Origin of the sequence: Spirillospora sp. NPDC052242, from assembly GCF_040679555.1 — a bacterium.
Lineage (GTDB): Bacteria > Actinomycetota > Actinomycetes > Streptosporangiales > Streptosporangiaceae > Spirillospora.
The window spans coordinates 16,971-42,769 of record NZ_JBFAUZ010000041.1 but is presented as its reverse complement, the minus strand read 5'-3'; the positions used below and the strand labels follow the sequence as shown (position 1 = coordinate 42,769).

Below are 25,799 nucleotides of genomic sequence, written 5' to 3'. Positions count from 1 at the left end.
TGTCGGGGGTGTGTTCCCCGCCCGACCCGGGACTAACGAGGACGGACGGCGAGGAAGCGGACGTTACGGGCCCGTGTCGGCGGGACGCGGGCGGTGAGGGCCAGTTAACGCACGAGTGACATCCGGGACCTGTACGGGAAATACGCCCACCCGATGATCGGCGGCATGGGAGCCGACAACGACATCGTCCGGCGGCTGGTCGTGGTGGGCCACGGCCCGGCCGCGCACCGCCTGGTGGAGGTCCTGCGCGAGCGCGACGCCGCCGGGACCTGGCAGGTGACCGTCATCGGCGAGGAGGGCCGGACCGCCTACGACCGGGTGGCGCTGACCACGCACCTGGAGGGCGCCGACCTCGCGTACCCGCCGCACGACGACGCGGTCGCCGTGATCACCGGCGAGCGGGTCACCGGGATCGACCGCGCCGCGCGGACGGTCGCCACCGACGCGGGACGCGAGGTGCCGTACGACGCGCTCGTCCTCGCGACGGGTTCCGCGCCGTTCGTCCCGCCCGTGCCCGGCGCCGACCTGCCCGGCGTTTTCGTCTACCGGACGATCGACGACCTCGACGCCATCCGCGCGTACGCGGCCGGGCGGACGACCGGCGCGGTCGTCGGCGGCGGGCTGCTCGGGCTCGAGGCGGCCCGCGCGGTGCAGGGCCTCGGGCTGCGCAGCGCCGTGGTCGAGGTCGCGCCGTGGCTGATGCCGCGCCAGCTCGACGAGGGCGGCGGCGCGATGCTGCGCCGCCACATCGAGGCCCTCGGGATGGACGTGCGCGCCGGCACCCCGATGAGCGCGCTCGAGGCCGGGCCGGACGGCGCCGTCGCGAGCGTCCGGATGGCCGACGGCGCCGTGCTGGACGCCGGGCTCGTGGTGTTCTCCGCCGGGATCCGGCCCCGGGACGAGCTGGCGCGCGGCTGCGGCCTGCCGGTGGGGGAGCGCGGCGGGATCGTCGTCGACTCCGCCTGCCGCACCGAGGACCCCGCGATCTTCGCGATCGGCGAGTGCGCGCTCGTCGACGGGGTCGTGTACGGGCTGGTCGCGCCGTGCTTCGCCATGGCCGAGACCGTCGCGGGGCGGCTGCTGGCACCGGACGCCCCCGCGGTGTTCGAGGGCGCCGACTCGTCCACGAAGCTCAAGCTGATGGGCGTGGACGTCGCCAGCTTCGGCGACCCGTTCGCCGACCGGGACGGCGGGGCGCTCGGCGTCACCTACACCGACCCCGTCGCGAAGGTCTACAAGAAGATCGTCGTGAGCGACGACGCCCGCACGCTGCTGGGCGGCGTCCTGGTCGGCGACGCCGACTCCTACGCGGTGCTGCGCGCCCAGGTCGGCGGGGCGCTGCCCGGCACCCCCGACCAGGTCCTGTTCGGCGGCACCGAGGCCGCGGGCGGCGACCTGCCCGGCGCGACGGTGGTGTGCTCCTGCAACAACGTGACGGCCGAGACGATCCGCTGCGCGGTCACGGAGCAGTCGTTGACCGATCTCGGCGAGGTCAAGTCCTGCACCCGCGCCGGGACGAGCTGCGGGAGCTGCGTCCCGCTGGTGAAGAAGCTCCTGGACGCCGAGCTGACCGCGGCGGGCGTCGAGGTCAGCAAGGCGATCTGCGAGCACTTCGACCACAGCCGCGCCGAGCTGTTCGACATCGTCCGCGCGAGCGGCATCACCAGCTTCACCCGCCTGGTCGAGCAGCACGGGCGGGGCCGGGGCTGCGACATCTGCAAGCCGACCGTCGCGTCCATCCTCGCCAGCCTCGGCAACGGGCACATCCTTGAGGGCGAGCAGGCCGCCCTGCAGGACACCAACGACCACTTCCTCGCCAACCTGCAGAAGAACGGCACGTACTCGGTCGTCCCGCGCGTCCCCGGCGGCGAGATCACCCCCGAGAAGCTGATCGTGATCGGGGAGGTCGCCCGCGACTTCGGCCTTTACACCAAGATCACCGGTGGGCAGCGGGTCGACCTGTTCGGCGCCCGCGTCGAGCAGCTCCCGCAGATCTGGCGGCGGCTCGTCGACGCCGGGTTCGAGTCCGGGCACGCCTACGGCAAGTCGCTGCGGACGGTCAAGTCGTGCGTCGGCTCGACCTGGTGCCGCTACGGCGTGCAGGACTCGGTCGCCATGGCCATCCGGCTCGAGCTGCGGTACCGGGGGCTGCGCGCCCCGCACAAGCTGAAGTCGGCCGTGTCCGGCTGCGCCCGCGAGTGCGCCGAGGCGCAGAGCAAGGACTTCGGGATCATCGCCACCGAGAACGGCTGGAACCTCTACGTCGCCGGCAACGGCGGCATGCGGCCCCGGCACGCCGACCTGCTCGCGAGCGACCTGTCCGACGACGAGCTGATCACCGCGATCGACCGGTTCCTGATGTTCTACATCCGCACCGCCGACCGGCTGCAGCGCACCGCGAGCTGGCTGGAGGACCTGGACGGCGGCCTCGACTACCTGCGGGAGGTGGTCATGGACGACGCCCTCGGCATCTGCGCCGAACTCGACGCCGCCATGGAACGGCACGTCGCGTCCTACTCCGACGAGTGGAGCGACGTGCTGGACGACCCCGAGCGGCTCCGCCGGTTCGTCTCGTTCGTCAACGCGCCCGAGACGCCCGACCCCAGCATCGAGTTCGAGGTCGAGCGCGAGCAGATCAAGCCGCTGCTGCAGATCGACACGCGGCGGCCCGAGGCGGTGGGCCGATGAGCGCCGCGCCCGGCGTCGTCGTCGTCGGCAACGGCATGGCCGGGTCCCGGTTCGTCGGCGAGCTGCGCGACCGGGACCCGTCCGTCCCGATCACCGTGTTCGGCGCGGAGCCGCAGCGGCCCTACAACCGGGTGCTGCTGTCGAACGTCCTCGCCGGGGCCGCCGACCCCGAGCACATCGCGCTCGTCGACGCCGCCTGGTACGCCGCGCACGGCGTCGACGCGCGCCTCGGCGTCGAGGTGACCCGCGTCGACCGCGCCGCCCGCACCGTGCACGCGTCCGACGGGACCGTCACCCCGTACGGCACGCTCGTCCTCGCCACCGGCAGCACCGCGTTCGTCCCGCCGATGCCCGGCCTCGCCGAGGGCCTGCCGCGCGGCGCGCTGGCGTTCCGCACCCTGGACGACTGCCGCCGCATCAGCGAGCTCGCCGACACCGCGCGCCGCGCCGTGGTGATCGGCGGCGGGCTGCTCGGCATCGAGGCCGCCCGCGGCCTCGCCGGGCGCGGCCTGGACGTCACCGTCCTGCACCTGGCCGGCCACCTGATGGAACGGCAGCTCGACCCCGCCGCGGGCCGGGTCCTGGCGCGGACGCTCGCCGGGCTCGGCGTCGGCTCCCGCGTCGGCGTCGGCGTCACCGGCGTGCGCACGTCCGGGACCGGCGACGACCGCCGGGTCACCGGCGTGGACCTGGACGCCGGCGGCGCCGCCGAGACGATCGACGCCGACCTGGTCGTCGTCGCCTGCGGCGTCCGGCCCGAGACCGGGCTCGCCCGCGCCGCCGGGCTCGCCGTCGGCCGCGGCGTGATCGTCGACGACGAGCTGCGCTCGGTCGCCGACCCGTCCGTCCGCGCCATCGGGGAGTGCTCCGAGCACCGCGACGAGGTGTACGGGCTGGTCGCGCCCGCCTGGGAGCAGGCGGGGATCCTCGCCGGGCTGCTCGCCGGCACCGAGCCCGGCGCCCGCTTCACCGGCGCCCGGCAGATCACCCGGCTGAAGGCCGCCGGGATCGAGCTCGCGTCGATGGGGGAGACCCACTTCGGCGACGAGGACGACGGCGTCGAGGTCGTCCGGTTCACCGACGTCTCCCGCGGCACCTACAAAAAGGCCGTCATCCGGGACGGCCGGCTGATCGGCGCGATCCTGCTCGGCGAGACCGCCGCCGCCGGGACCCTCACCCAGCTCTACGACCGCGCCGCCCCGCTGCCCGCCGAGCGCCTGTCGCTGCTGTTCCCCGGCGCCGGCGGCCGGGACGGCGGTGGGGCGCGGGCCGACTCGCCGCTGCGGATGCCGGACGCCGCGACCGTCTGCCAGTGCAACGGCGTCACCAAGCGCCGCGTCCGGGAGGCGTGGGAGGACGGCGCCCGCACCGCCGACGACGTCGCCCGCGAGACCCGCGCGGGGACCGGCTGCGGCGGCTGCCGCGACGCCGTCGAGGGCATCCTCGGATGGCTCGCCGACCAGGAGGCCCCCGCCCGGCCGGAACCGGCGGCCGCCGCGCCCCGGTGACGCTCCCTCGCGGGGCGCACGCCGCGGTCACACGGTCGTGCCGTGGCGCAGTTCGTCGGCGATGCCGAGCGCCAGCGCGACGCCGTCCTCGGCGTCGGCGCCGCACCGCCAGGCCTCGGTGTACGCCCGGGGCTCCAGGTGCTCGCGCACCCGGTCCTTCGTGCGGGTGTGGTGGAGGAGGATGGGTTTGAGGCCGGTGAGCGCGGCGCCGGTGACCTGGCGCTGGCGGTGGGCGGCGCCGAGGAGCCGGGCGGCGTGACGGTGGTGGCCGAGCGCGCTCACCGTCCACGCGAGCACCTCGAGGTCCCACGCGGGGCCCCAGCGGTCGTCCATGGAGCGTTGCCGGACGAGGGCGGCGCAGAGCGGCGCGAGCGCGGCGGCGGGGTCGCCGTGCAGGAGTTCGGTGAGGCCGGTGCACCACTGCGCCCAGGTGCGCGCCCACTCCGCTCCGGAGGCGTCGGCCTCGGCGACGTAGACGCCGCACGCGGACGCCGCGACGCCGCGGCGGCCGAGGAACGCGGCGGCGATCGCCCAGAACATCGTGGCCATGTGGGCGTCGCCGGTGTGCCCCGCGGCGCGGAACCCGTCCCGCGCCCGGGCGAGCCGTTCGATGGACGCGGGGTCGCCGTGCGCCAGCAGCGCGTGGACGCCTTCGACGTAGGCGACGGGCGGGGCCTGCGCGGCCGCCGGGTCGGCGAGGTACTCGCGCCGGAACGCCGCGGCGGCCGCCACGTCCCCCTGGAGGCACGCGATGAAGGTCTTCATGATCGTCGCCTCGCAGAGGCCGGGGCCGAGGCCGGCCGAGAGGCTCTCGAGCCAGTGGCGCGCCTCCCCGAGCGTGCCGCTGAAGAACCAGGAGCGGGTGCGGGTGAGATCGGCGGCCGTCTCCGCGCCGATCCGGGCCCGGTCCGGCCGGGCGAGGCAGAACGCCAGGGCGGCGCGGAAGTTGGGCAGCTCGGTGCGCAGCCGGTCCAGCCAGTCGGCCTCGCGGGGGCTGCACCAGTCCGCGGCGGCCTCCCTGGCCAGGGCGTGGTAGTGGTCGCCGTGGCGGACGCGGTACGCGACGGCCTCGCCGTCCGCGCGGAGCCGGTCCAGCCCGTACTGGCGGATGGTCTCCAGCAGCCGGTAGCGGGCGGCGCGGCCGGTGCCGTCGAGCACCACGACGGACTTGCGGATGAGGCCGCTGATCAGGTCGAGCATGTCGGCCCCGTCGATGCCGTCGCCCGCGCAGACGGCCTCGGCCGCCTTGAGGTCGAAGCTCCCCGCGAAGACCGAGAGGCGCGCCCACAGCATGCGCTCCCCGGGCGTGCACAGGTTGTGGCTCAGGTCCATGACGCCGCGGAGCGTCCGCCGGTAGCGGTTCGTCGCGGGCGCCTGCGGGACGGACAGCAGCCGGAAGCGGTCCTCCAGGCGTTCGAGGATCTCCTCGACGGTGAGGCAGGTCAGGCGGACCGCCGCCAGTTCGATGGCCAGCGGGATGCCGTCGAGACGCCGGCACAGCTCGGCGGCCGCGCCGCCGTCGCGGACGGGCGCGGCGCAGGCGGCGGCCCGGTCGCTCAGCAGCCGGACGGCCTCGCACGCGCCCCCGCCGGCGTCGTTCCGGAGCGTCAGGCCGGAGACGAGGAAGACGTGCTCGCCCGGGACGCCGAGCCGCTCGCGGCTGGTGGCGAGCACCCGGAGGCCCGGCGCCGCGCACAGCAGCCGCTGGACGAGCGGCACCACGGCGTCCATCAGGTGTTCGCAGTTGTCCAGGACGAGCAGCAGCCGCCGGTCGCGGACGTGGTCGGCGAGGGCGTCCATCGCGGAGCGCACGGACTGGTCGCGGAGCCCGAGCGCCTCGGCGACGGCGCGCGCCACCAGCGTCGAGTCGGTGAGCGCGGCGAGGTCCGCCAGCCACACCCCCTCGGGGAAGGACGGCTCCGCCTGCCCGGCGGCCCGCAGGGCGAGCCTCGTCTTCCCGACGCCGCCCACCCCGGTCAGGGTGACCAGGCGCGACGCCCGCAGCAGGCGCCGCGTCTCGGCCAGTTCCCGCTCGCGGCCGATGAACGACGTCGTCTCGACGGGCAGGTTCCCGGCGCCGCCCGGCGGCCTGCGGCGCACCGAGGCCAGCTCCGGGGCCGACGTGAGGATCCGCCGGTGCAGGGTGCGCAGCTCGTCGCCCGGATCGATCCCCAGCTCGTCGGCGAGCACGCGGGAGACCTCCCGGTAGCGTTCCAGCGCCTCTCCCTGCCGCCCGCACCGGTAGAGGGCCAGCATCTGCTGCGCCCAGAACCGCTCCCGCAGCGGGTGGCGTTCGGTCAGCCGCCGCAGCTCCGGCAGGACCTCGGCGGGGCGGCCGCACCGCATCACCGCGTCGATCCACGCCTCCTGCGCCGCGAGACGCTGCTCGCACAGCGCCGGGACGACGTCCCGGAAACGCTCGGCGGGCAGGTCGGCCAGGGGTTCGCCCCGCCACAGCCCGAGCGCCTCCCCGAGCAGCGCCGCGGCGCGTTCGGGATTGCCCGCGGCCGCGGCGGCGGCCCCCTGCCGGGCGAGGGCCTCGAACCGGCGCGCGTCCACGTCGTCGGGCGGCACGTCGACCAGGTAGCCGCGGCGATCGGTCACGACGACGCCGGGGCCGAGGGTGCGGCGCAGCCGCAGCACGTAGTTCTGGACGGCGTTCCGCGCGCCCCGCGGCGGGTCCTCGCCCCACAGCCTGCACACCAGGGCGTCCACCGACACGACCCGGCCGGTGTCGATGAGCAGCGCCGCCAGGAGGTTGCGCTGCTGACCGGCGCGGAGCGGCACGCTCACGCCGTCGCGAGTGACCTCGAGGGGCCCCAGGATTCCGAACTCGTAACGGACGCTCACCGTCCCACAATATAACAATGCGTGACTAAAGAAACACTCTCCGTTTCTGGTGAGGTGGTCGAGACACGGCAGGAAATTGCTGCCTCAATCGTTGTGCGAGGGGCGGCGTCACCAATGACCGGAACGTCGGCTTCCCGTGGCGCCGTGTGGACGGGGGAGTTAGCGGCCGGTCGTGCCGTCGATCAGCTCGCGGAGAATGTCCGCGTGGCCCGCGTGGCGGCCGGTCTCCTCGATCATGTGGGTGAGCGCCCAGCGGACGCCGGGGGCGGGACGGCCGGGCCGCGGCCGGGGGAGCGGCGCGCCGAGATCGGTGCACCCGTCGAGGACGTCGTTCGCGCGGTCGACCGCGTCCCGGTAGCGCGCGACGACGTCGGCCGCGGTGTCGGCCGGCGCGGCCTCGAACGTCGCCCGCCAGTCGGCGACGTCCTCCCCGAGGAAGATCGAGCGTTCCACGAAGGTCAGGTGGTTGAGCAGGCCGAGCGGGTTCGTGCCGGACGGCACGGCGGCCGTGCGCGCCTGCGGTTCGGGCGCGCCGTCGACCTTCGCGGCGATCGAGGCCCGCAGGTAGTCGAGGAAGCCGCGCAGGGTCGCGGCCTCCCCGGTTCCGGTCCGCGGGGGCGGGGTGTCGCCGCGGCGGTCGCGGCGCGTGCCGCCGGGCACGATGGCCTCCTTCTCCGGCCCCCGGGTCACGCGGCGCGGCGGACGACGAGAACGTGGTCGGTGACCTCGGCGGTGCGGCCGCCCGGTCCGGTCGCGATCCGGCGGGGCGCGTCGGCCCGCTCGACCGTCCATCCCGCCGGGTCCAGGGCGATGCCGTCGGCGACCTCCCGGGGGCTCGGGTGCCGGACGTCCGGATCCCGGTCCCACGACCACGGCGCGGTCGAGCCGTGGTCGACGACCAGCAGCCGCCCGCCCGGGCGCAGCGCGTGCGCGGCCGCGCGCAGGACGGCCGCCCTGTCCAGGTCGAACGGGGTGTGCAGGTAGTGGGCGCTGACGAGGTCGAACGCGCCCCGCGGGAACGAGTCGCGCAGGTCGTGCCGCTCGGCGGTGATCCGGTCGTCCAGGCCGTGCGAGCGCGCGAGGGCGGCGAGCCGGTCGACCGCGACGGCCGAGATGTCGGCGGCGGTGACGCGCCATCCCCGGCGGGCCAGCCACAGCGCGTCGCCGCCGGCGCCGCACCCGAGGTCGAGCGCGTCGCCCGACGGGAGGCCGTCCACCACCTCGGTGAGCCGGGTGTTCGGCCGCGGGTCGCGGGCCGCCTCCCGCGCCCCGTGGACGTCGTCCCAGAACGCGACCGCATCGGTGGTGCTCATCAAGACTCCTCACGTCGATGTGCGTCCAGTCTTGCCAGGAGCTCGCCGATCCGGCACGTAATGTTGCGGTTACGGCAAACGCCCCGGTGGGACGTCCGCCCGGCCGTTCAGGACTCCAGCAGGCGCTGGCCGACGTACTCGCCGGGGGCGGCGCCGCCGGGAACGGCGAAGACCATTAGACCGTGCCGCCGCGTTCACAACCTCCGTGGTCGGTACGGCCAGCGCCCGCGCCCGGCGGGCCGCCGGGGTCAGAGGTAGGCGATCGGGTTGATCGGGGAGCCGGACGCGTTGGTGATGTTGAGCGGGGGAGCGGACAGGAAGAACTCCCACCGGTCCCGGGCGGCGCAGGCCTCCGCCAGGTCGTCCAGCCACCACACCTCGCCGAGGGTGAGGCCCAGGTCGCGGATCAGCCGGGCGTGCAGCGGATAGACGTGCTCGTAGGGCTCCTCGAACGGCTCCACCTCGACGGCGATGTTGTCGACCGCCAGCGCCGCGATCTCGCGCTCGTGGATCCAGCCGACGGTCTCCATCGACAGGCCCGGGGCGCCGCCCGCCCAGAACTCGGACTTGTCGGCGAGCCGGTAGTACCAGGGCACGTGCCCGGTGCGGAGGAGCAGCATGTCCCCGGTGCCGATCCGGACGCCCTGGGCGTCGGCGCACGCGTCCAGCTGGGCGGAGGTGATGGCGTGCCCGCCGGGGAGGCGCTCGACGCCCTGGTGCCGCGCGAGGTCGAGCAGGACGCCGCGTCCGGCCAGGTGCCCGCTCATCAGGTGGATGGAGCCGCGCCGGGCGCCACCGAACGCCTCGACGGCCCCCGCCCAGAAGCCGTTGTACATGGTGTCGCGGTAGAAGAAGTGCGACAGGCCGTCCCACTGGGTCGAGCCTTGCAGCGGCATGAAGATGTAGTCGTCGCTGCCCTGGAAGTGCGGGTAGATCCGTCCGGCCGAGGAACCGGCGATGAAGTCGGCGCCGGTGTAGCCGTACAGGTGGACGATGCCCGCGCGGGTGGGGTGGATCGGCCCGGTCGAGTCGAGCGGGACGGCCAGGCTGTAGGCCTCGCCGGTGCGCACCAGCCCGGCCGCGGCGGCGACCAGCTCGGGCGTGATGAAGTTGACGGTGCCGCGCTCGTCGAGCTCGCCCCAGCGCCCCCAGTTGTTGGGGGAGCGGTCGTTCACACAGCCGATGATCTTGCCGTTCTCGTCGACCTCGTAGTCCGGCGGCCGCCAGGCCGGCGTCCAGGCGCCGCTGTCGGTGGTGCTCATGGGTGCTCCTCCCGGGGGTGGGGCGGTCAGGAGAGTTCGTCGCGCAGCCGGAACTTCTGGACCTTGCCGGTCGCGTTGCGCGGCAGCGCGTCCACGATGCGGATCACGGTGGGCTTCTTGTAGGAGGCGAGCCGGGCCCGGCAGTGCTCGACGATCTCCGCCTCGGTGGGCGGATCGGCGGGGTCGGCCGGGACGATCACCGCGGCCGGGGTCTCCACCCAGCGGGGATGCGGGACGCCCACGACGGCGACCTCGGCGACCTTCGGGTGGGCGTCGACGGCCGCCTCCACCTCGGCGCAGTAGATGTTCTCGCCGCCGGAGATGATCATGTCCTTCTTGCGGTCGACGACGTAGACGAAGCCGTCCTCGTCCGTCCGGCACAGGTCGCCGGAGTGGAACCAGCCGCCCTCGAACGCCTCCGCGGTCGCCTCGGGCCGCCGCCAGTACCCGTGCATGACGGTCGGCCCGCGGTAGACGATCTCGCCGACCTCGCCGGGCGCCACGTCGTTCATGTCGGCGTCGACGATGCGGGCCTCGACGTTGACCACCGGCCGTCCGACCGAGCCCATCTTGCGGATCGCGTCCTCGCCGCGCAGCACGCACGTCACCGAGCTCATCTCCGTCTGCCCGAACATGTTGTAGTTCGGGACGCCCGGGAACGTCTCGGCCATCGCCTCCAGGATCGACGGCGGCGCGACCGACGCGCCCCACGAGATGCGCCGCAGCGCGAGGTCGCGGTCGCGGACGCCGGGCACCGCGCAGATCTCGCGCCACTGGCTCGGCACGAAGTAGCAGGCGGTGACCCGCCGCTCCACCAGCAGATCGACGGTCGCGGCCGCGTCGAAGTCCCCGGACCGGGTGATGATCGACGTGCCGCCGACCATCAGGTAGAACAGGACGCCGTTCAGCCCGCCGATGTGGAACAACGGCAGGCCCGCCAGCCAGATCTCGTCCGGCCCCTGGATCCCCTGCGCGATCGCGCAGTTGACCGTGTTCATCACCAGGTTGAGGTGGGTGAGCACGGCGCCCTTGGGACGGCCGGTCGTACCGGACGTGTACATCAGGAACGCCGGGTCGTTCTCGTCGACGTCGATGTACAGCGGGGCGTCGCCCGCTTCGGCGAGCGCCCGCTCGTACGGTTCGGCGCCGAGGCCGGGGCCCGCTCGCCGCCGCCGGTGGCGAGGACGGTCTCCAGTTCGGGCGCGCGGGGACGGACCTCCGCCGCGAGCCCGGCCAGCGCCGCGTCGACGAGCAGCGCCCGCGCCCCCGAGTCGGTGAGGACGTGCGCGACCTCGTCGGCGACGAGCCGGAAGTTGACCGGGACGGCGATCGCGCCGAGCCGGCAGGCGGCGAGGTAGCCCTCGACCACCTCCAGGCCGTTGTGCATGTGGACCGCGACGCGGTCCCCGCGCCCGACGCCCCGGTCGGCAAGCGCGCGGGCCAGGCGGGTGACGCGCTCGTCCGTCTGCGCGTAGGTCCGCTCGTCGCCCTCGCAGACGAAGGCCGTCTTGCCGGGGTACAGCCGCGCGGCGCGGGCGAGCTGTTCGCCGAGCGTCATCCGGCGGGCGGCGCCGACGGCGACGTCGGCCGGGGTGCGCGCGTCCTGTGCCATGCCTCGCTCCCTTGCGTGTGCGTCCGACCGTCGCTAAACGATCGTTCAAGCGAACGTACGTCGAGGTGCGTGAGATCACAAGGCCCTCAGATGGGTTTACTCCGGCGTGCTTGTCCTTCGGGCGGACGAACTGAACGAGCGTTCGGGGTCGATAGGATGGCGCTCGAGAGGCGGGAGGCGGCATGGGCGCAGCGGGGAAGGGCGAGCGGCCGCGGCCGGCCACGGGCCGCGCGCCGAGCAACGCGCTGGTGGAGGGCGACGACCCCGCCGCCGAGGCGATCATCATGGCGGCGGTGGACGTGATGGCCCGGCACGGCTACCACGGCACCTCGGTGCGCGACCTGGCCGAGGCGGCCGGGGTCAGCCCCGGCCTGATCTACCACCACTTCGGCTCCAAGCACGACCTGCTGCTGACCATCCTCGACCGCGGCATGGACCGGCTGGTGGAGAGCACCGAGGAGGCGCTGTTCCACGCCGGGGACGACCCGGCCGACCGGCTGCGCGCGATCGTCGGGCAGCACGTGCTGGCGCACACCCGGTTCCGCCGCGAGAGCCTGCTCGGCAACACCGAGCTGCGCAGCCTCACCGAGCAGGCCCGGCGGCTGATCATCTCCAAGCGGGACACCCAGCAGCGGATGTTCGACCGGGTCGTCCGGGACGGGGTGGTGCGCGGGGCGTTCACCACCCCGCACCCCAAGGAGGCAGCCCGGATGATCGTCACCGCCTGCACGGCAGTGGCGACCTGGTTCCGGGAGTCGGGGCCGATGTCGCCGGACGAGGTCGCCGCCGTCTACCAGCGGATGGCCCTCGACACGGTCGGCCATCGGCACGGCGCCCCGCAGGACCCTCCGCGCGACCGCTAGGACCCGTCCCCGCTCCTGCGGATGAACGAGCGTTCAGGTCGTCCGGGTCGATGATCGGCGTCGCGACCCCGGCGTCCCCTGCCTAAGAGATCTCGCGTATCCGTGCCCTCCTCTTGGCTCGGCACCGCGGCCGATGCCATGCTGGTTGAACGAGCGTTCAGGAGGACTTGTGGATTTCGCGCTGCCCGGCAAGCTGACCCGCCTGCTGGCCGACCTCGACGACTTCATCGACCGGGAGATCGTGCCGCTCCAGGAGCAGGACGACAATGAGCGGTTCTTCGACCACCGCCGCGAGTACGCCCGCACCGACTTCGAGAACGGCGGCGTCCCGCGGCCCGAGTGGGAGGAACTGCTGGGCGAGATGTTCCGGCGCGCCGACGCCGCCGGCTGGCTGCGCTACGGCCTGCCGAACGAGGTCGGCGGTTCGGACGGCACCAACCTCGACATGGCGGTGATACGCGAGCACCTCGCGCACAAGGGGATCGGCCTGCACAACGACCTGCAGAACGAGTCCTCGGTCGTGGGCAACTTCCCGTTCGTCCACATGATGCTGGAGTACGGCTCCGCCGAGCAGCGGCAGGAGTTCCTGGAGCCGATGCTGACCGGCGGGAAACGCGTCGGCTTCGGGCTCACCGAACCCGACCACGGCAGCGACGCGACCTGGATGGAGACCACGGCCGTCCGTTCCGGCGGCGACTGGGTGATCAACGGCGCCAAGCGCTTCAACTCCGGCATGCACGCGGCCACCCACGACGTGATCTTCGCCAGGACGTCCGGGAAGCCCGGGGACGCGCGCGGCATCACCGCCTTCATCGTCCCGGTGGACACGCCGGGCCTGTCGGTCGACTTCCACTGGTGGACGCTCAACATGCCCACCGACCACGCGGAGGTCACCCTGCGGGACGTCCGGGTCCCGGACTCGGTGATCTTCGGCGCGGAGGGCGAGGGCCTCGCCGTCGCGCAGACGTTCGTGCACGAGAACCGCATCCGGCAGGCCGCGTCCGGCGTGGGCGCCGGGCAGTACTGCATCGACCGCAGCGTCGAGTACGCGCGGCGGCGCACCACGTTCGGCCGTCCGCTGGCGACGCGGCAGGCGATCCAGTGGCCGCTGGTGGAGCTGCAGACCGAGGCGGAGATGCTGCGCGGCCTGGTCCGCAAGACGGCGTGGGAGCTGGACCGGCTCCCGCACATGGAGATCAGCGACCGGGTGTCGATGTGCAACTACCGCGCCAACCGGTTCGTCTGCGAGGCGGCCGACCGCGCGATGCAGGTGCACGGCGGCCTCGGCTACACGCGGCACACGCCGTTCGAGCACATCTACCGCCACCACCGGCGCTACCGGATCACCGAGGGGGCCGAGGAGATCCAGATGCGCAAGGTCGCGGGTTACCTGTTCGGCTTCACCGGGCCCCGCAGGACGGACGGCTGAGGCGGCCCGCCCGCGCAGCCCCCGGAAGCGAGAGGGTCCCCGTCCCCGCCGAGCCCGATGCTCCGCGAGGACGGGGACCCGTCCCGTCAGGTCAGTCGAAGTAGTTCGGCTGCGACTGGGCGTTCAGCTCGCCGAGCCGGACGCGCTTGGCCTTGTTCGTGCGGTGGTCGCGGATGTCGATGACGTCCATGCCCCGCTGGATGCCGTTGGAGTAGATGTAGCCGTTGTAGTAGTACGCCGACCACGTTCCGGCCAGGGTGCTCAGGTCGTCCGCCCACGGACCGCGGTCGAACCAGGCGATCTCCTTGGGGTTCCGGGAGTCGGTGAAGTCCATGACCGAGATGCCGCCCTGGTACCAGGCCTGCACCATGATGTCCTTGCCCTTGACCGGGATCAGCGAGCCGTTGTGGGCCACGCAGTTCTCGCTGTCGGCGTTGTGGCGCGGAATCTTGTAGTAGCTGCGGAACTTCAGCTTCCGGTCATCGCCCTTGCCGACGATGTCGTAGATCGCGTTGGCGCCCTTCTCCGGCCCGACCTCCGCGTTGCAGGTGGCGGCCGACCCGCCGCCCAGCTCGTCGGTGAAGACGATCTTGGTGGCGTTGTTGTTGAACGTCGCCGAGTGCCAGAACGCGAAATTCTCGTCGTCGCGCACGCTGGTGATGGTGCGCGGCCTGACCGGGTCGGAGATGTCGAACAGCACGCCGTCGCCCATGCAGGCCCCGGCCATCAGGTCCCGGTCGGGGTAGGCGGTGAGGTCGTGGCAGCCCGACGTGGCGCGGGTCTCGTTCGGCCACGGCGTGCCCGGCGGGTCACCGGGGTTGCCGCCGTCCGGGAACAGCACCGGCTCGGCCACCACGTGCGCCGCGCGCGGATCCTTCAGCGGGACCTTCACGATCGAGATGAGATCGTGCGGGGTCTTGCAGTCGGGATAGGTGTCGCTCGGGGAGTACGAGGACACGTAGATGTAGGCCGTGCCGCGCTTGCCCGGGACGAGCGTGTTGGTGTGCGAGCCGCACTTGGTCTCGACGGCCTTGACGTAGCGCGGGTTGCGCACGTCGCTGATGTCGAAGATCTTGATGCCCTCCCACGACGACTTCTCGGTCGCGGGCTTGGGCACGGACCGGCACGAGTCGTCGCTCCGCGAGCTGTCCGTCGACAGGAACAGCAGGTTCCCGGCGATCGACACGTCGTTCTGGGAACCCGGGCAGTGGACGACCGTGACGACCTTCGGCCGCGTGGGCCGGCTGATGTCGTAGATCGTGAAGCCCTCGTAGTTGCCGCCGAAGGCGTAGCGGCCCTGGAAGGCCCAGTCCGAGCCGTAGGCGTTGGGAGCGGCGAGCGGCCCCTGCTTGGGGATGTTCGCCACGAGATGCATGTTCCGGCTCTTGTCGATCTCGTCCCGGCCCGGGACGCCGTCGGCCGAGGCCGGCGGGACGAGCACGGCCGACATCACCAGCAGGATGCCCGAAAGGGCCCCCACGAGGGTCCTGCGTCTGGTTCTTCGCTTGGGAACTGGCGCCACCCCATGACTCCTTTGTCTACACGTCCCCCGGTGTACAGGTTCTGATCTTCCGGAGTATGTAGGGATTTGAGTGCCGTGCATAGGTCTGAACGCAAATGTAAGCCTCTAGAGATCAAAGGCCCTTTTGCTGCCCGTCGCTCTGTGGGTACGGTGCGGGCTGGACGTGGGAGGTTCGATGCGGCATCGGATCGTGGTGGTGTGCGCGGTGGTCCTGCTGGCCGCCGGGGCCGTGGCGTTCTTCGGCGGCTTCGGCGGCGAGGACGACCCCGCGCCGGCGCCGCCGCGGACCGTGCTGGTCCCGGACCGTCCGGGCGAGCCCAACGAGACCCGGGTCGCGGGCCCGCGCGAGGCGGCGCCGCCGACGGCGGCCGAGGTCCGGTTCGTCCAGATGATGATCCCGCACCACGCGCAGGCGCTCGAGATGTCCGCGCTGGCGCCGTCCCGGGCGTCCGACAAGCGGGTGCGGTCGCTGGCCTCCCGGATCGAGGCGGCCCAGAAGGTCGAGATCGACGTGATGCGCTCGTGGCTCGAGGAGAACCCCGAGGCCGTCCTGAAGGCGCACGGCGAGGGCCACGGCGGGAACCACACGACCGGCATGGCGGGGATGGCCACGCCGCAGCAGCTCGAACGGCTGCGGGGGTCGAAGGGCGCGGAGTTCGACGAGCTCTTCCTGCAGCTGATGATCACCCACCATCAGGGCGCGATCACCATGGTCGACGACGTCCTGGACAAGGGGACGGACGTCACGGTCCAGGAGATGGCTCGCGACGTGCAGTCCACCCAGGCGGCCGAGATCGAGCGCATGCGCGGCCTGCTGGAGGCCTGACCGGCACCGCTCGCGGAGGTCCGGCGCCCGCCGCCTCTGCACCTCGCGCCCCGGGCGGTCCGGAGCGGGTGCAGATCCCCGCCTGGACGACCACCCCCGCGCCCCGCGCCCGCGGGCCGTCCACCGCGCCGGATCGCGGACGAGCGCGCGCACGCGCACGTCCGGCGATCATTCGTCCCGGCGCGGGTCTTGTGCCCGGCATGTGTCGTCGGTTACGTTTCCGCAGTGTTCAATCGATTGAACGGAGGGCGAACGTGACCGTGGAGCTGGCTCTCACCGGACGCCGGATCCTGGTGACCGGTGCCGCCGGGGGCCTCGGACGGGCGGTGGTCGAACGCCTCGCCGCGTGCGGCGCCCGGGTGGCTGCCGCCGACCTGCGCGCGGCGCCCGGAGACCCTGGCGAGCCCGCCGGGACCGTGCCACTGGCGGCGGACCTCGCCGACACCGAGCAGGCCCGCGCGCTGCCCGGCCGGGCGGCCGAGGCGCTCGGCGGGCTGGACGGGCTGGTCAACTGCGCGGGCGCCATGCAGACCAAGGGACTGGCCGAGGTCACGCCGCAGGAGTGGGGGCGGATCATCGATCTCAACCTGACCTCGGTTTTCCACGTCGTCCAGCAGGCCGCCGCGCTGATGACCGACGGCGGGGCGATCGTCACGCTCGCCTCGGTCGCCGCGCGCTCGGGCCGTCCGGACGCGGCGCACTACGCGGCGTCGAAGGCGGCGCTGCTGTCGCTGACCAAGTCGGCGGCGCTCGCCTACGGGCCGGCGATCCGGGTGAACGCGGTCTGCCCCGGCGTGTTCATGACACCGATGTGGGAGGGGATCATCGCGGAGCGCGACCGCCGGTTCGGCGCCGGCGCCGGCCGGGAGTACCTGGACCGGGTCACCGCCACGACCGCGCTCAAGCGGGACGGGCGCCCCGACGAGCTGGCGGGGGTGGTGGCGTTCCTGCTCAGCGACCTCGCCTCCTACGTGACCGGGCAGGCGCTCAACGTCGACGGCGGACTGGAGATGGACTGATGGCGGGTCAGGCGTTCCGGCTGCTGTCCGCGCTGTACCACGACGCGCCGATGGTGCGGATCTGGTCGCCGGAGGAGACCGTCGCCGCCTGGCTGCGGACCGAGGCGGCGCTCGCCCGGGCGCAGGCGGACGCGGGCCTGCTGACGCGGGAGGACGCGGCGGCCATCGAGGCCGCGTGCCGCCCCGAGCTGATCGATCTCGAGGCGCTGTGGGAGAAGGCGCGCACCGTCGGCTACCCGATCCTGCCGCTCGTCCGGCAGATCGCCGGCCGCCTGCCGCAGGGACCGGACGGGCGGGTGCACTACGGCGCCACGACCCAGGACATCATGGACACCGCGCTGGCCCTCCAGCTCGTCCGGTCCTGCGACCGGCTGATCGAGCTGGCGGTGGCGTTCGGGGACGCGCTGGCGGCCCTGACCGGCGCGAACGCCAGGGTGGTGACGGCCGCGCGCACCCACGCGCAGCAGGCCGTCCCGACGACGTTCGGCGCGAAGACGGCGGTGTTCCTCGGCGAGGTGGCCCGCGAGGTCGCCGAGCTGCGCCGGGCGCGCGCCGGCGTCGGCGTGGTGTCGCTGTTCGGCGCGGGCGGCACCAACGCGGCGATGGGCGAGGACGGCGCGCGGGTGCGGGCCGGGGTCGCGCGGCGGCTCGGGCTCGCCGACACCGACGTGCCGTGGCACGTGGCCAGGGACCGGATCGCGCGGTTCGGCCAGGCCTGCTCGCTGCTGGCCGCGACGTGCGTGCGGTTCGCCCGGGAGGTGGTCGACCTGTCGCGGACCGAGATCGGGGAGGTCGGCGAGGAGGACGGGCACCACCGCGGGGCGTCGTCCACGATGCCGCAGAAGGTGAACCCGATCTACTCCGAGGCCGTGATCGGGTACGGCGTCGCGGCGTCCGGGGCGTCCGCGCTGCTGGGCCGGGCGATGGAGGCCGGGCACGAGCGCAGCGCGGGCGAGTGGCAGGTCGAGTGGCTCGCGGTGCCGCAGGTCGCCGAGTACACCGCCGCCGCCGTCCGGCTGGCGGGGGAGACGGCGGGCTCGCTGCGGGTCTTCCCCGAGCGGATGCGCGCCAACGTGGAGCTCGACGGCGGCCTGCTGATGAGCGAGGCGCTGATGATGCGGCTCGCCCCGGCGCTCGGCCGCGAGCGGGCGCACGACCTGGTGTACGCGGCCGCGGCGCGCACCCGCGCCGAGGGCGGCGACCTGGTCGACGCGTGCGTCCGCGACCTGCCCGCGGACGTGCGCACGCGGATCGGCCCGCTGCCGCTGGACCCGTCGGGCTACCTGGGCGAGGCGCCGGCGGTCGCGGCGGGCGCGCTCCGCGAATGGAAGACCGTACGCGACGAGGGAGGCAAGTGATGGACGGGACGGAGCGGCGGCTCGCCGACCTGCACGCCATGTGGCGCGTCCGCGCGCTGGAGGAGAAGGTGCGGGAACTGCGGGTCGCCGGGGACGCGGTCGTGGGGTCGGTGCACCTGTGCATCGGCCAGGAGGCGGGGCCGGTGGGCGCCTGCACCGAGCTCGGACCGGACGACGCGCTGTTCGCGACCTACCGCGGGCACGGCTGGGCGCTCGCCCGCGGCGTCCCCGCCGAGGGGATCATCGCCGAGTGCGCCGGCCGCGCCACCGGCGTCAACGGGGGCCGCGGCGGGTCGGCGTACTTCACCGCGCCCGAGCACGGTTTCCACGGCGAGAACTCGATCGTCGGGGCCGGGCTGCCGATCGCGGTGGGCGCCGCGCTGGCCGGGCGGTTCGACGGCAGCGGGCGGGTCGCGCTGACGGTCTGCGGGGACGGCGCGCTCAACCAGGGCGCGTCCCACGAGGCCCTCAACATGGCCGCCGCCTTCAAGCTGCCGGTCGTGTTCGTCTGCGAGAACAACTACTGGTCCGAGCTGACCCCCATCGACGAGATGGTCGGCGAGCCGGAGCTGTGGCGCCGCGCCGCGGGCTACGGCATGCCCGGCGCGCGGGTGGACGGCAACGACCCGGCCGCCGTGCGGGACGCCGTCCGGGACGCCGTCGCCCGGGCGCGCGACGGCGGCGGGCCCACGCTGCTGGAGCTGATGACGCAGCGGCTCGTCGGCCACTACATCGGCGACGTCGAGCAGTACCGCAGGCCGGGCGAGCTGGACCGGGCCCGCGAGGAGGAGCCGATCGCCCGGCTGACCGGGGCGCTGGCGGCGGCGGGCGTCCCCGCCGCCGAGATCGAGGACGCGCGGGAGCGCGCCCGCGCCGAGATGGAGGAGGCCGCCGCGGCGGCGCTGGCCGCGCCGCCCGCCGACCCCGCGACCGCGAAGGACCACGTCTATGCCTGAACCCACCACGCAGGTCGCCGCGCGGGAGGGCGCCGGTGCGGCGCCCGCGCCGGAGACCCGGAAGCTGAAGTACGGCGAGGCCGTCAACGCCGCGCTCGCGCGGGTGCTGGCCGAGGTGCCGCAGACCCTGCTGTACGGCGAGGACGTCGGCAAGCCGGGCGGCGTCTTCGGCGTCACCCGCGGGCTGCGCCGCAAGTTCGGCGAGCGCGTGTTCGACACGCCGATCAGCGAGGCCGCGATCCTCGGCAGCGCGGTCGGCGCGGCGCTGATGGGCGCCCGGCCGATCGTCGAGATCATGTGGGCCGACTTCTCCCTGGTCGCGCTCGACCAGCTCGTCAACCAGGCGGCGAACGCCCGGTACGTGTCGCGCGGCGCCGCGCCCGCGCCGATCGTCGTCCGCACCCAGCAGGGCAACGCGCCCGGCGCCTGCGCGCAGCACTCGCAGTCGCTGGAGGCGATGTTCCTGCACGTCCCGGGGCTGCGGCTGGTGATGCCGCGGACCGCGCAGGACGCCCACGACGCGGTGGTCGCCGCCGTGCACGCCGACGACCCGGTGATCATCGTCGAGAACCGGACGCTGTACTTCGGCGACAAGGCCGAGGTCGAGCTGGGCGGCGCGCCGCGGCCGATGGGCTGGTCCCACCTGCGCCGCCCGGGCCGCGACGTGACGGTGGTGAGCTGGGGCGCCGTCACCGACCGGGTGCTCGAGGCGGCCGCGGGGCTGGCCGGGCGGGGGATCGAGGCCGAGGTGCTCGAGCTGCCCTGGCTGAATCCCGCCGACATGGACGCCGTCCTCGCCAGCGCCGCGCGGACGCGGCGGCTCGCCGTCGTGCACGAGGCGAACGTGACCGGGGGCTTCGGCGCCGAGATCGTCGCGCGGGTCGCGGAGGCCGGGATCGGCCTGGCCGCGGCGCCGCTGCGGATCGGCGCCCCGGACGTGCGGATCCCCGCGGCGCCGGTGCTGGCGGAGGCGCTGCTGCCCGCCGCCGGGCCGATCGCGGACCGGATCGCCGCACTGGTGGCCTGACCGGGCCGCGCCCAGTTAGTCAAACGTTAGAACGGAGGTGCCGCGATGGCACGGAGGCAGACCATGGCGGCCGCGGCGGCGGTCCTCGCGGCGATGACGCTGGCGGCGGGCTGCGGGCAGGCGGGGGAGACGGAGGCCGCGGCCGGCGGGGACGACCTCACCGTCGGGGTGTCCACCCTGGGGCAGAGCTTCCCGTTCCCCGCCGCCGTCACCAAGGGCATCAAGGCCGAGGCCGGCCGGCTCGGCGTCGAGGTGATCGAGGTCGACGCGCAGGGGCAGGCGCAGAAGCAGTCCAGCGACGTGCAGGACCTCATCGGCCAGCAGCCGGACGGCGTCCTGCTGCTGCCCGTCGACTCGAGCGTGGCCGCCGGGATGGCCGACGGCCTGAAGCGGGCCGGGATCCCGACGGTGGCGGTCGCGTCCCAGGTCGGCGACCCGAAGTCCCGCGAGCTCGACGACGTCTACCCCGGCCTCGTCGCGCTCGCGACCCAGGACGAGTACGCCGCCGGGCGCAAGGCCGGCGAGCTGGCGCTGCAGGTGCTGCCCGAGGGCGGCGAGATCGCGGTCGTCGAGGGCACCGCCGGGTTCGCCGAGACCCACCAGCGCTACCGCGACTTCGAGGCGCCGGCGAAGGAGAAGGGCGTCGAGCTGAAGGTCGTCGCCCGGCAGCCCGGCGACTGGCTGCCGGAGAAGGCCCAGTCGGCGTGCCAGAACATGCTCGCCGCGCACCCCGGCGTGAAGCTGTTCTACGCCGAGAGCGACGACATGGGCGTCGGCTGCGCCAAGGCGGTCAAGGCGGCCGGTTCGGACGCGGCCGTCATCGGGGTCGGCGGCTCCAAGCTCGGCATCGACGCCGTCGAGAGCGGCGACCTGTACGGGACGGTCTGCTACAAGCCCGAGGACCTCGGCGCGCGCGCCATGCGGGTGCTGCACGAGCAGCTCACCGGCGCGAAGAAGCACGACGCCGAGTTCGTCACCTACGACACCCCGACGATCACCAAGGCCAACGTCGGCGAGTGCGCGCCGCAATGGTGAGGCCCGCCGAGCGCGCCGCCGAAGGCGACGGGCCGCTGCTGCTCCTCGACGGCGTCACCAAGACGTTCCCGAACGGGACGCGCGCGCTGCGCGGCGTCTCCCTCGCCGTGCGGCCGGGCAGCGTGCACGGGCTCGTCGGCGCCAACGGGGCAGGCAAGTCCACCCTCGTCAAGATCATCTCCGGGGCGCATCCGCCGAGCGGCGGCGTGCTCCGCTGGGCGGGCCGGGACCGCCGCCGGCACACCCCCGGCGACGCCCGCCGGGCGGGCATCGCGACGATCCACCAGCACGTCCCGCTCGTCCCCACGCTCAGCGTCATCGAGAACGTCTTCCTCGACCGGTCGGGGGCGTGGCGGATGACCCGCGACCTGCGCGCGGAGTTCGACGCGCTCGTCGAACGGCTCGGCTACCCCGTCGACCCGGACGCCGTGGCCGGCGACCTGCCCATCGGCGCCCGGCAGATGGTGTCGGTGCTCCAGTCGCTCGCGGCGGGAGCCCGCCTGGTCGTCATGGACGAGCCCACCGCGTCGCTGTCGGAGAAGGAGCGGCGGGTCGTGTTCGACGCCGTGCGCCGGCTGTCGGCGCAGGGCACCGCGTTCCTGTACATCTCCCACTTCTTCGACGAGATCTTCGAGCTCACCGACCGGACAACGGTCATCCGCGACGGCCGCACCGTCCTCGACGAGGCCACCGAGGCGATCACCGAGGGCATGCTCGTGCGCGCGGTCACCGGCCGCGAGCTGCTCGCCGCCGGGCGCGCGGGCGGCGGCGAGCCCGACGCGGGCGCGCCCGTGGTCCTGCGGGTCTCCGGCCTGTCGTCGGCGACCGGCGTGCGGGACGTCTCGTTCGACGTTCGCGCGGGCGAGATCGTCGGCATCGCCGGGCTGCTCGGCGCCGGGCGCTCCGAACTGCTGCGCGCCGTGTTCCGCGACGACCCGTCCGCCACCGGCACCGTCGCCGTCGGCGGCGAGGAGGTGAAGAACTCCGCGCGGGCGGCCGTCGCGGCGGGCATCGCGTACGTGCCGGAGGACCGCGCCGGGCAGGGACTGCACGGCGGCCTGCCGATCTGGAAGAACATCTCCCTGCCCGACCTCGCCCGGCTGTCCCGCCGGCGGCTCGTCCCGCGCACCGCCGACGAGCGGGCCCGCGCCGAGCGGGCGGTCGCCGACCTCGGCATCGTCACCGCCGGCGTCGACACCGTCCCGGGCGAGCTGTCCGGCGGCAACGCCCAGAAGGTCGTGTTCGCGAAGTGGATGTACGCCGACACCCGCGTGTGGCTGCTCGACGAGCCCACGGCGGGCGTCGACGTCGGCGCGAAGGCCGACCTGCTGCGGCTCGTCCGCCGGTTCGCGGCCCAGGGCAAGGCGGTCGTCCTCGTGTGCAGCGAGTTCGAGGAACTGCTGTCGGTGGCCACGCGGGTGCTCGTCGTCCGCGGCGGGCGGATCGTCGCCGAACGGCCCGCGTCGTCCACCAGCGAGGAGGAGCTGCTCATGCTGGCCCACGGCCTGCGGACGCGGCGGGCCGCCGCGCCGCCGTCCGACCCGAACGAAGAAGAAGAGGTGCCCCGTGAGCACTGAAGCGGCCTCCGGGCGGCGGCGGCTCCCCGCCGCGCTGCGGCTCGGCAACGCCGGCGTCGTCTACGCCCTCGTCCTGCTCGTCCTGGTCCTGACCTTCGCCGCGGAGGCGCAGGGCCGGGTGTTCTACCTGGGACCGACGAACGTCGCCAACGTCCTCGACCAGACAACGCTGATCGGCCTCATGGCGATCACCACCACGATCGTGCTGATCAGCGGGAACTTCGACCTGTCGGTGGGCGCCGTCGCCGCGCTCGGCGCGGCGGTCTGCCTGAGCCTCGCGGACGACATCGGGTTCTGGCCCGCGCTGTTCGCCGCGCTCGCCGTCGGCGCCCTCATCGGCCTGTTCAACGGCGTGGTGGTGCAGTACTTCGGCATCAACGCGTTCATCGTCACGCTCGGCACGATGACCGCCGTGCGCGGCATCGTCCTGATCGTCACGGACGGGCGCACCGTCACCGCGCCGGACGGCGCGGTCCGCGACGGGCTGCGCGCCGTGGACGGCGGTTCCTGGATCACCCCGAACCTGTACCTGCTCGCGGGGATCGTCGTGCTCGCGGTCGGCGCGTGGCGGGCCGTGCGGGCCCGGCAGTGGCGGCCGCCGCGGATCCTGGTGCCGCTCGCGGCCGGCGCGGTGCTGGTCGCCGCGTCCCCGGTCGCGATCTTCACGATCCGGATCACCCAGCGCACCCTCTACCTGCTGGTCCTCGCGCTGCTGGCGGCCTGGGTGCTGCGGTACACGACGATCGGCCGGCGGCTGTACGCGAGCGGGGGCAACCCCGAGGCGGCGCGGCTGTCGGGCATCGCGGTCGACCGGTACAAGGTCGTGGCGTTCGTCCTCAACGGGACGGTCGCGGCGTTCGTCGGGGTGCTCTACGCCGCCCGGCTCGGCTCGATCAACCCCAGCGCCCTGTCCGGCTTCGAGCTGACGGCCCTCGCCGCGGCCATCCTGGGCGGGACGTCGCTGTTCGGCGGGCTCGGCAGCGTCGGCAAGTCGCTGGTCGGCGCGTTCATCCTGATCACGCTGCGGAACGGGTTCAACATCCTCAACCTCGGCGCGAACTGGCAGGGCCTGGTGGAGGGCGTCGTCCTCATCGTCGCCGCCGGCGTCTACACGATCTCGTTGCGGCGCGGCCGGACCCGGCGCATCAGGGAGGCCGAGTCGCCAGGCCCGGACGCCCCGGACGGCGACGGTCCGCGGCCGCCCGGCCCGCCTGGGAAACTGGCGGCCTCCGCGCACGGCGGCGCGGCCGACCGGAAGGACGGGTGAGACGGTGCTCGCAGCGATCTGGCACTTCAGCTTCCACGTCGCCGACCTCGACCGGTCGATCGCGTTCTACCGCGACGTCCTCGGCATGGAGCTCGTGCACGTCCAGGACCAGGACAACGCGTACACGCGCGCCCTCGTCGGCTACCCCGACGCCCGCCTGCGCGTGGCGCAGCTCGCCGTCCCCGGGCCGCGCGACCACGTCAGCACCCACGATCTGGAGCTGGTGGAGTACGTGGTCCCGCGCGGCGAGCGGCAGGACCCCGCCCGCCACCACCCCGGCGCCGCGCACATGGCGTTCGCGGTCGCCGACATCGGCGCCGAGCACGACCGGCTCGCCGCGCTCGGCGTCCGGTTCGTCTCGCCGCCCAACCGCATCACCGCGGGCGCCAACACCGGCGGCGCCGCCTGCTACTTCCTCGACCCCGACGACATCACGCTCGAACTCGTCCAGCCGCCGCCGCACCGCGCGCCGCTGCTCCCGGGAGGCCGTCCGTGAGGATCGCGCTGCACAGCGTCCTGCGCGAGGGGCGCGAGGACGACTACGACCGCGAGCACGCCGCCGTCCCGGACGACCTGCTCGCCGCGCTTCGCCGGGCCGGGATCCGGGACTGGACGATCTGGCGCAGCGGCCGCCACCTGTTCCACCTGGTCGACGCCGACGACTTCGCCCGGGCGAAGGAGATCCTCGCGGACGATCCCGCCGACCGGGCGTGGCAGGAGCACATGGCCGCGTTCGTCGAGGGCTTCGAGCCGGGGGAGGACGAGCGGACGGGCGCGTTGGCGCGGGTGTGGAACCTGCGGGAGCAGCCGCCGCCCGCCGGAGAGGAGCAACCGTGATCATCGACGCCCACCAGCACTTCTGGAACCTGGATCGGGTCGCCTACCCGTGGCTGACGCCCGACCAGGGGCCCATCCACCACACCTTCGAGGAGCGCGACCTCGAACCGCACCTGGACGCGTGCGGGATCGACGGGACGGTGCTCGTCCAGTCCGCCGACTCCTACGCCGACACCGACTACATGCTCGAGGTCGCCGACCGCTGGCCGCGCGTGCGGGCGGTCGTCGGCTGGGTGCCGCTCACCCGCCCGGACGAGGCCGCCGCGGCGCTCGACCGGTACCGGCGCGACCCCCGCTACGTCGGCGTCCGGCACCTGATCCACGACGAACCGGACCCCGACTGGCTGCTGCGGCCGCAGGTGCGGGACGGCCTCGACGCGCTCGCCGAACGGGGGCTGACGTTCGATGTCGTCGCCGTCCTGCCCCGCCACCTGGAGCACGTCCCGCCGCTCGCCGAACGGCACCCGGACCTGCGGCTGGTGATCGACCACCTCGCCAAGCCGCCGATCGCCGCGCGCGGCCGCGAACCCTGGGCCGGGCTGCTCGCCCGCGCCGCGGAGTACCCGAACGTGCACGCCAAGGTGTCCGGGCTGAACACGGCCGCCGACCCGGAGACCTGGACGGCCGCCGACCTGCGCCCCTACGTCGAGCACGCCCTCGACCTGTTCGGCGCCGGGCGGCTGATGTTCGGCGGCGACTGGCCCATCTCCGTCCTCGCCGGCGGCTACCGCAAGGTGTGGGACGAGACGGTGAAGCTCCTCGACGACCTGGCGCTCGACCCCGGCGACCGGGCGCGCCTCCTCGGCGGCACCGCCGTCGACGTCTACCGCATCCCCGACCCCGCCTGACC

Annotated in this window: 22 protein-coding genes; 15 read left to right on the top strand and 7 right to left on the bottom strand. The window is 74.0% G+C overall.

Features of this window, described 5'->3' with window-relative positions:
• The first annotated feature begins 165 nt into the window (after nucleotides 1-165).
• Together nirB and AB0L25_RS29300 are read left to right on the top strand one after the other, a co-directional pair.
• Nucleotides 166-2,688 carry a nitrite reductase large subunit NirB gene (nirB, locus tag AB0L25_RS29305; RefSeq protein ID WP_500175955.1) on the top strand — a complete coding sequence of 841 codons (2,523 nt, stop codon included), beginning with the start codon at nucleotides 166-168 and terminating at the stop codon, nucleotides 2,686-2,688.
• Nucleotides 2,685-4,196 carry an FAD-dependent oxidoreductase gene (locus AB0L25_RS29300; protein WP_500175954.1) on the top strand — a complete coding sequence of 504 codons (1,512 nt, stop codon included), beginning with the start codon at nucleotides 2,685-2,687 and terminating at the stop codon, nucleotides 4,194-4,196. Before nirB ends, AB0L25_RS29300 begins: the two co-directional genes overlap by 4 nt.
• 27 nt (nucleotides 4,197-4,223) lie before the next feature.
• Here AB0L25_RS29300 and AB0L25_RS29295 read toward each other — a convergent pair whose 3' ends face one another.
• From AB0L25_RS29295 to AB0L25_RS29270, 6 genes are all read right to left on the bottom strand, one after another.
• Nucleotides 4,224-7,046, bottom strand: a complete 2,823-nt coding sequence (locus AB0L25_RS29295) for an ATP-binding protein (protein WP_500175953.1) — start codon at nucleotides 7,044-7,046, stop codon at nucleotides 4,224-4,226.
• A gap of 159 nt (nucleotides 7,047-7,205) precedes the next feature.
• A complete protein-coding gene (locus AB0L25_RS29290) occupies nucleotides 7,206-7,706 on the bottom strand; it encodes a DinB family protein (RefSeq protein ID WP_500175952.1) in 501 nt (166 codons plus the stop codon).
• A gap of 26 nt (nucleotides 7,707-7,732) precedes the next feature.
• The gene (locus AB0L25_RS29285) at nucleotides 7,733-8,359 is read right to left on the bottom strand and encodes a class I SAM-dependent methyltransferase (protein WP_500175951.1); all 627 of its coding nucleotides are present in this window, start codon (nucleotides 8,357-8,359) and stop codon (nucleotides 7,733-7,735) included.
• A gap of 248 nt (nucleotides 8,360-8,607) precedes the next feature.
• Nucleotides 8,608-9,621, bottom strand: coding sequence for a cyclase family protein (locus AB0L25_RS29280; protein ID WP_500175950.1), 1,014 nt, complete (start codon nucleotides 9,619-9,621; stop codon nucleotides 8,608-8,610).
• A 26-nt stretch (nucleotides 9,622-9,647) separates the two neighbouring features.
• Entirely contained in the window at nucleotides 9,648-10,682 is a 1,035-nt protein-coding gene (locus tag AB0L25_RS29275; RefSeq protein WP_500175949.1) for an AMP-binding protein, read from the bottom strand.
• A complete protein-coding gene (locus AB0L25_RS29270; protein ID WP_500175948.1) occupies nucleotides 10,682-11,233 on the bottom strand; it encodes an AMP-binding protein in 552 nt (183 codons plus the stop codon). Before AB0L25_RS29270 ends, AB0L25_RS29275 begins: the two co-directional genes overlap by 1 nt.
• Before the next feature lie 182 nt (nucleotides 11,234-11,415).
• Between AB0L25_RS29270 and AB0L25_RS29265 the strand changes: the two genes are divergently transcribed.
• Complete coding sequence (locus AB0L25_RS29265; RefSeq protein WP_500175947.1) at nucleotides 11,416-12,096, top strand: TetR/AcrR family transcriptional regulator; 681 nt, start codon at nucleotides 11,416-11,418, stop codon at nucleotides 12,094-12,096.
• Between the two features lie 169 nt (nucleotides 12,097-12,265).
• Nucleotides 12,266-13,525 carry an acyl-CoA dehydrogenase family protein gene (locus AB0L25_RS29260; protein WP_500175946.1) on the top strand — a complete coding sequence of 420 codons (1,260 nt, stop codon included), beginning with the start codon at nucleotides 12,266-12,268 and terminating at the stop codon, nucleotides 13,523-13,525.
• A 91-nt stretch (nucleotides 13,526-13,616) separates the two neighbouring features.
• On the opposite strand, the gene AB0L25_RS29255 is transcribed toward AB0L25_RS29260, so the two are convergent.
• Entirely contained in the window at nucleotides 13,617-15,005 is a 1,389-nt protein-coding gene (locus tag AB0L25_RS29255; protein WP_500175945.1) for an LVIVD repeat-containing protein, read from the bottom strand.
• A 217-nt stretch (nucleotides 15,006-15,222) separates the two neighbouring features.
• Between AB0L25_RS29255 and AB0L25_RS29250 the strand changes: the two genes are divergently transcribed.
• The 11 genes from AB0L25_RS29250 (at nucleotide 15,223) to AB0L25_RS29200 (ending at nucleotide 25,797) form a co-directional block, all read left to right on the top strand.
• On the top strand, nucleotides 15,223-15,873 hold the full coding sequence (locus AB0L25_RS29250) for a DUF305 domain-containing protein (protein ID WP_500175944.1): 651 nt from the start codon (nucleotides 15,223-15,225) through the stop codon (nucleotides 15,871-15,873).
• A gap of 254 nt (nucleotides 15,874-16,127) precedes the next feature.
• Nucleotides 16,128-16,892 carry an SDR family NAD(P)-dependent oxidoreductase gene (locus tag AB0L25_RS29245; protein ID WP_500175943.1) on the top strand — a complete coding sequence of 255 codons (765 nt, stop codon included), beginning with the start codon at nucleotides 16,128-16,130 and terminating at the stop codon, nucleotides 16,890-16,892.
• Nucleotides 16,892-18,250 carry a class-II fumarase/aspartase family protein gene (locus tag AB0L25_RS29240; protein ID WP_500175942.1) on the top strand — a complete coding sequence of 453 codons (1,359 nt, stop codon included), beginning with the start codon at nucleotides 16,892-16,894 and terminating at the stop codon, nucleotides 18,248-18,250. The genes AB0L25_RS29245 and AB0L25_RS29240 overlap by 1 nt, the downstream gene beginning before the upstream one ends.
• Nucleotides 18,250-19,206, top strand: a complete 957-nt coding sequence (locus AB0L25_RS29235) for a thiamine pyrophosphate-dependent dehydrogenase E1 component subunit alpha (protein ID WP_500175941.1) — start codon at nucleotides 18,250-18,252, stop codon at nucleotides 19,204-19,206. Before AB0L25_RS29240 ends, AB0L25_RS29235 begins: the two co-directional genes overlap by 1 nt.
• Nucleotides 19,199-20,233, top strand: coding sequence for an alpha-ketoacid dehydrogenase subunit beta (locus AB0L25_RS29230; RefSeq protein WP_500175940.1), 1,035 nt, complete (start codon nucleotides 19,199-19,201; stop codon nucleotides 20,231-20,233). Before AB0L25_RS29235 ends, AB0L25_RS29230 begins: the two co-directional genes overlap by 8 nt.
• Before the next feature lie 45 nt (nucleotides 20,234-20,278).
• On the top strand, nucleotides 20,279-21,268 hold the full coding sequence (locus AB0L25_RS29225) for a sugar ABC transporter substrate-binding protein (RefSeq protein WP_500175939.1): 990 nt from the start codon (nucleotides 20,279-20,281) through the stop codon (nucleotides 21,266-21,268).
• The gene (locus AB0L25_RS29220) at nucleotides 21,250-22,845 is read left to right on the top strand and encodes a sugar ABC transporter ATP-binding protein (protein ID WP_500175938.1); all 1,596 of its coding nucleotides are present in this window, start codon (nucleotides 21,250-21,252) and stop codon (nucleotides 22,843-22,845) included. The genes AB0L25_RS29225 and AB0L25_RS29220 overlap by 19 nt, the downstream gene beginning before the upstream one ends.
• Entirely contained in the window at nucleotides 22,835-24,112 is a 1,278-nt protein-coding gene (locus AB0L25_RS29215; RefSeq protein ID WP_500175937.1) for an ABC transporter permease, read from the top strand. Before AB0L25_RS29220 ends, AB0L25_RS29215 begins: the two co-directional genes overlap by 11 nt.
• 4 nt (nucleotides 24,113-24,116) lie before the next feature.
• Entirely contained in the window at nucleotides 24,117-24,608 is a 492-nt protein-coding gene (locus AB0L25_RS29210; RefSeq protein ID WP_500175936.1) for a VOC family protein, read from the top strand.
• On the top strand, nucleotides 24,605-24,949 hold the full coding sequence (locus AB0L25_RS29205) for an L-rhamnose mutarotase (RefSeq protein ID WP_500175935.1): 345 nt from the start codon (nucleotides 24,605-24,607) through the stop codon (nucleotides 24,947-24,949). The genes AB0L25_RS29210 and AB0L25_RS29205 overlap by 4 nt, the downstream gene beginning before the upstream one ends.
• The gene (locus tag AB0L25_RS29200; protein WP_500175934.1) at nucleotides 24,946-25,797 is read left to right on the top strand and encodes an amidohydrolase family protein; all 852 of its coding nucleotides are present in this window, start codon (nucleotides 24,946-24,948) and stop codon (nucleotides 25,795-25,797) included. Before AB0L25_RS29205 ends, AB0L25_RS29200 begins: the two co-directional genes overlap by 4 nt.
• Nucleotides 25,798-25,799 lie beyond the last annotated feature (2 nt).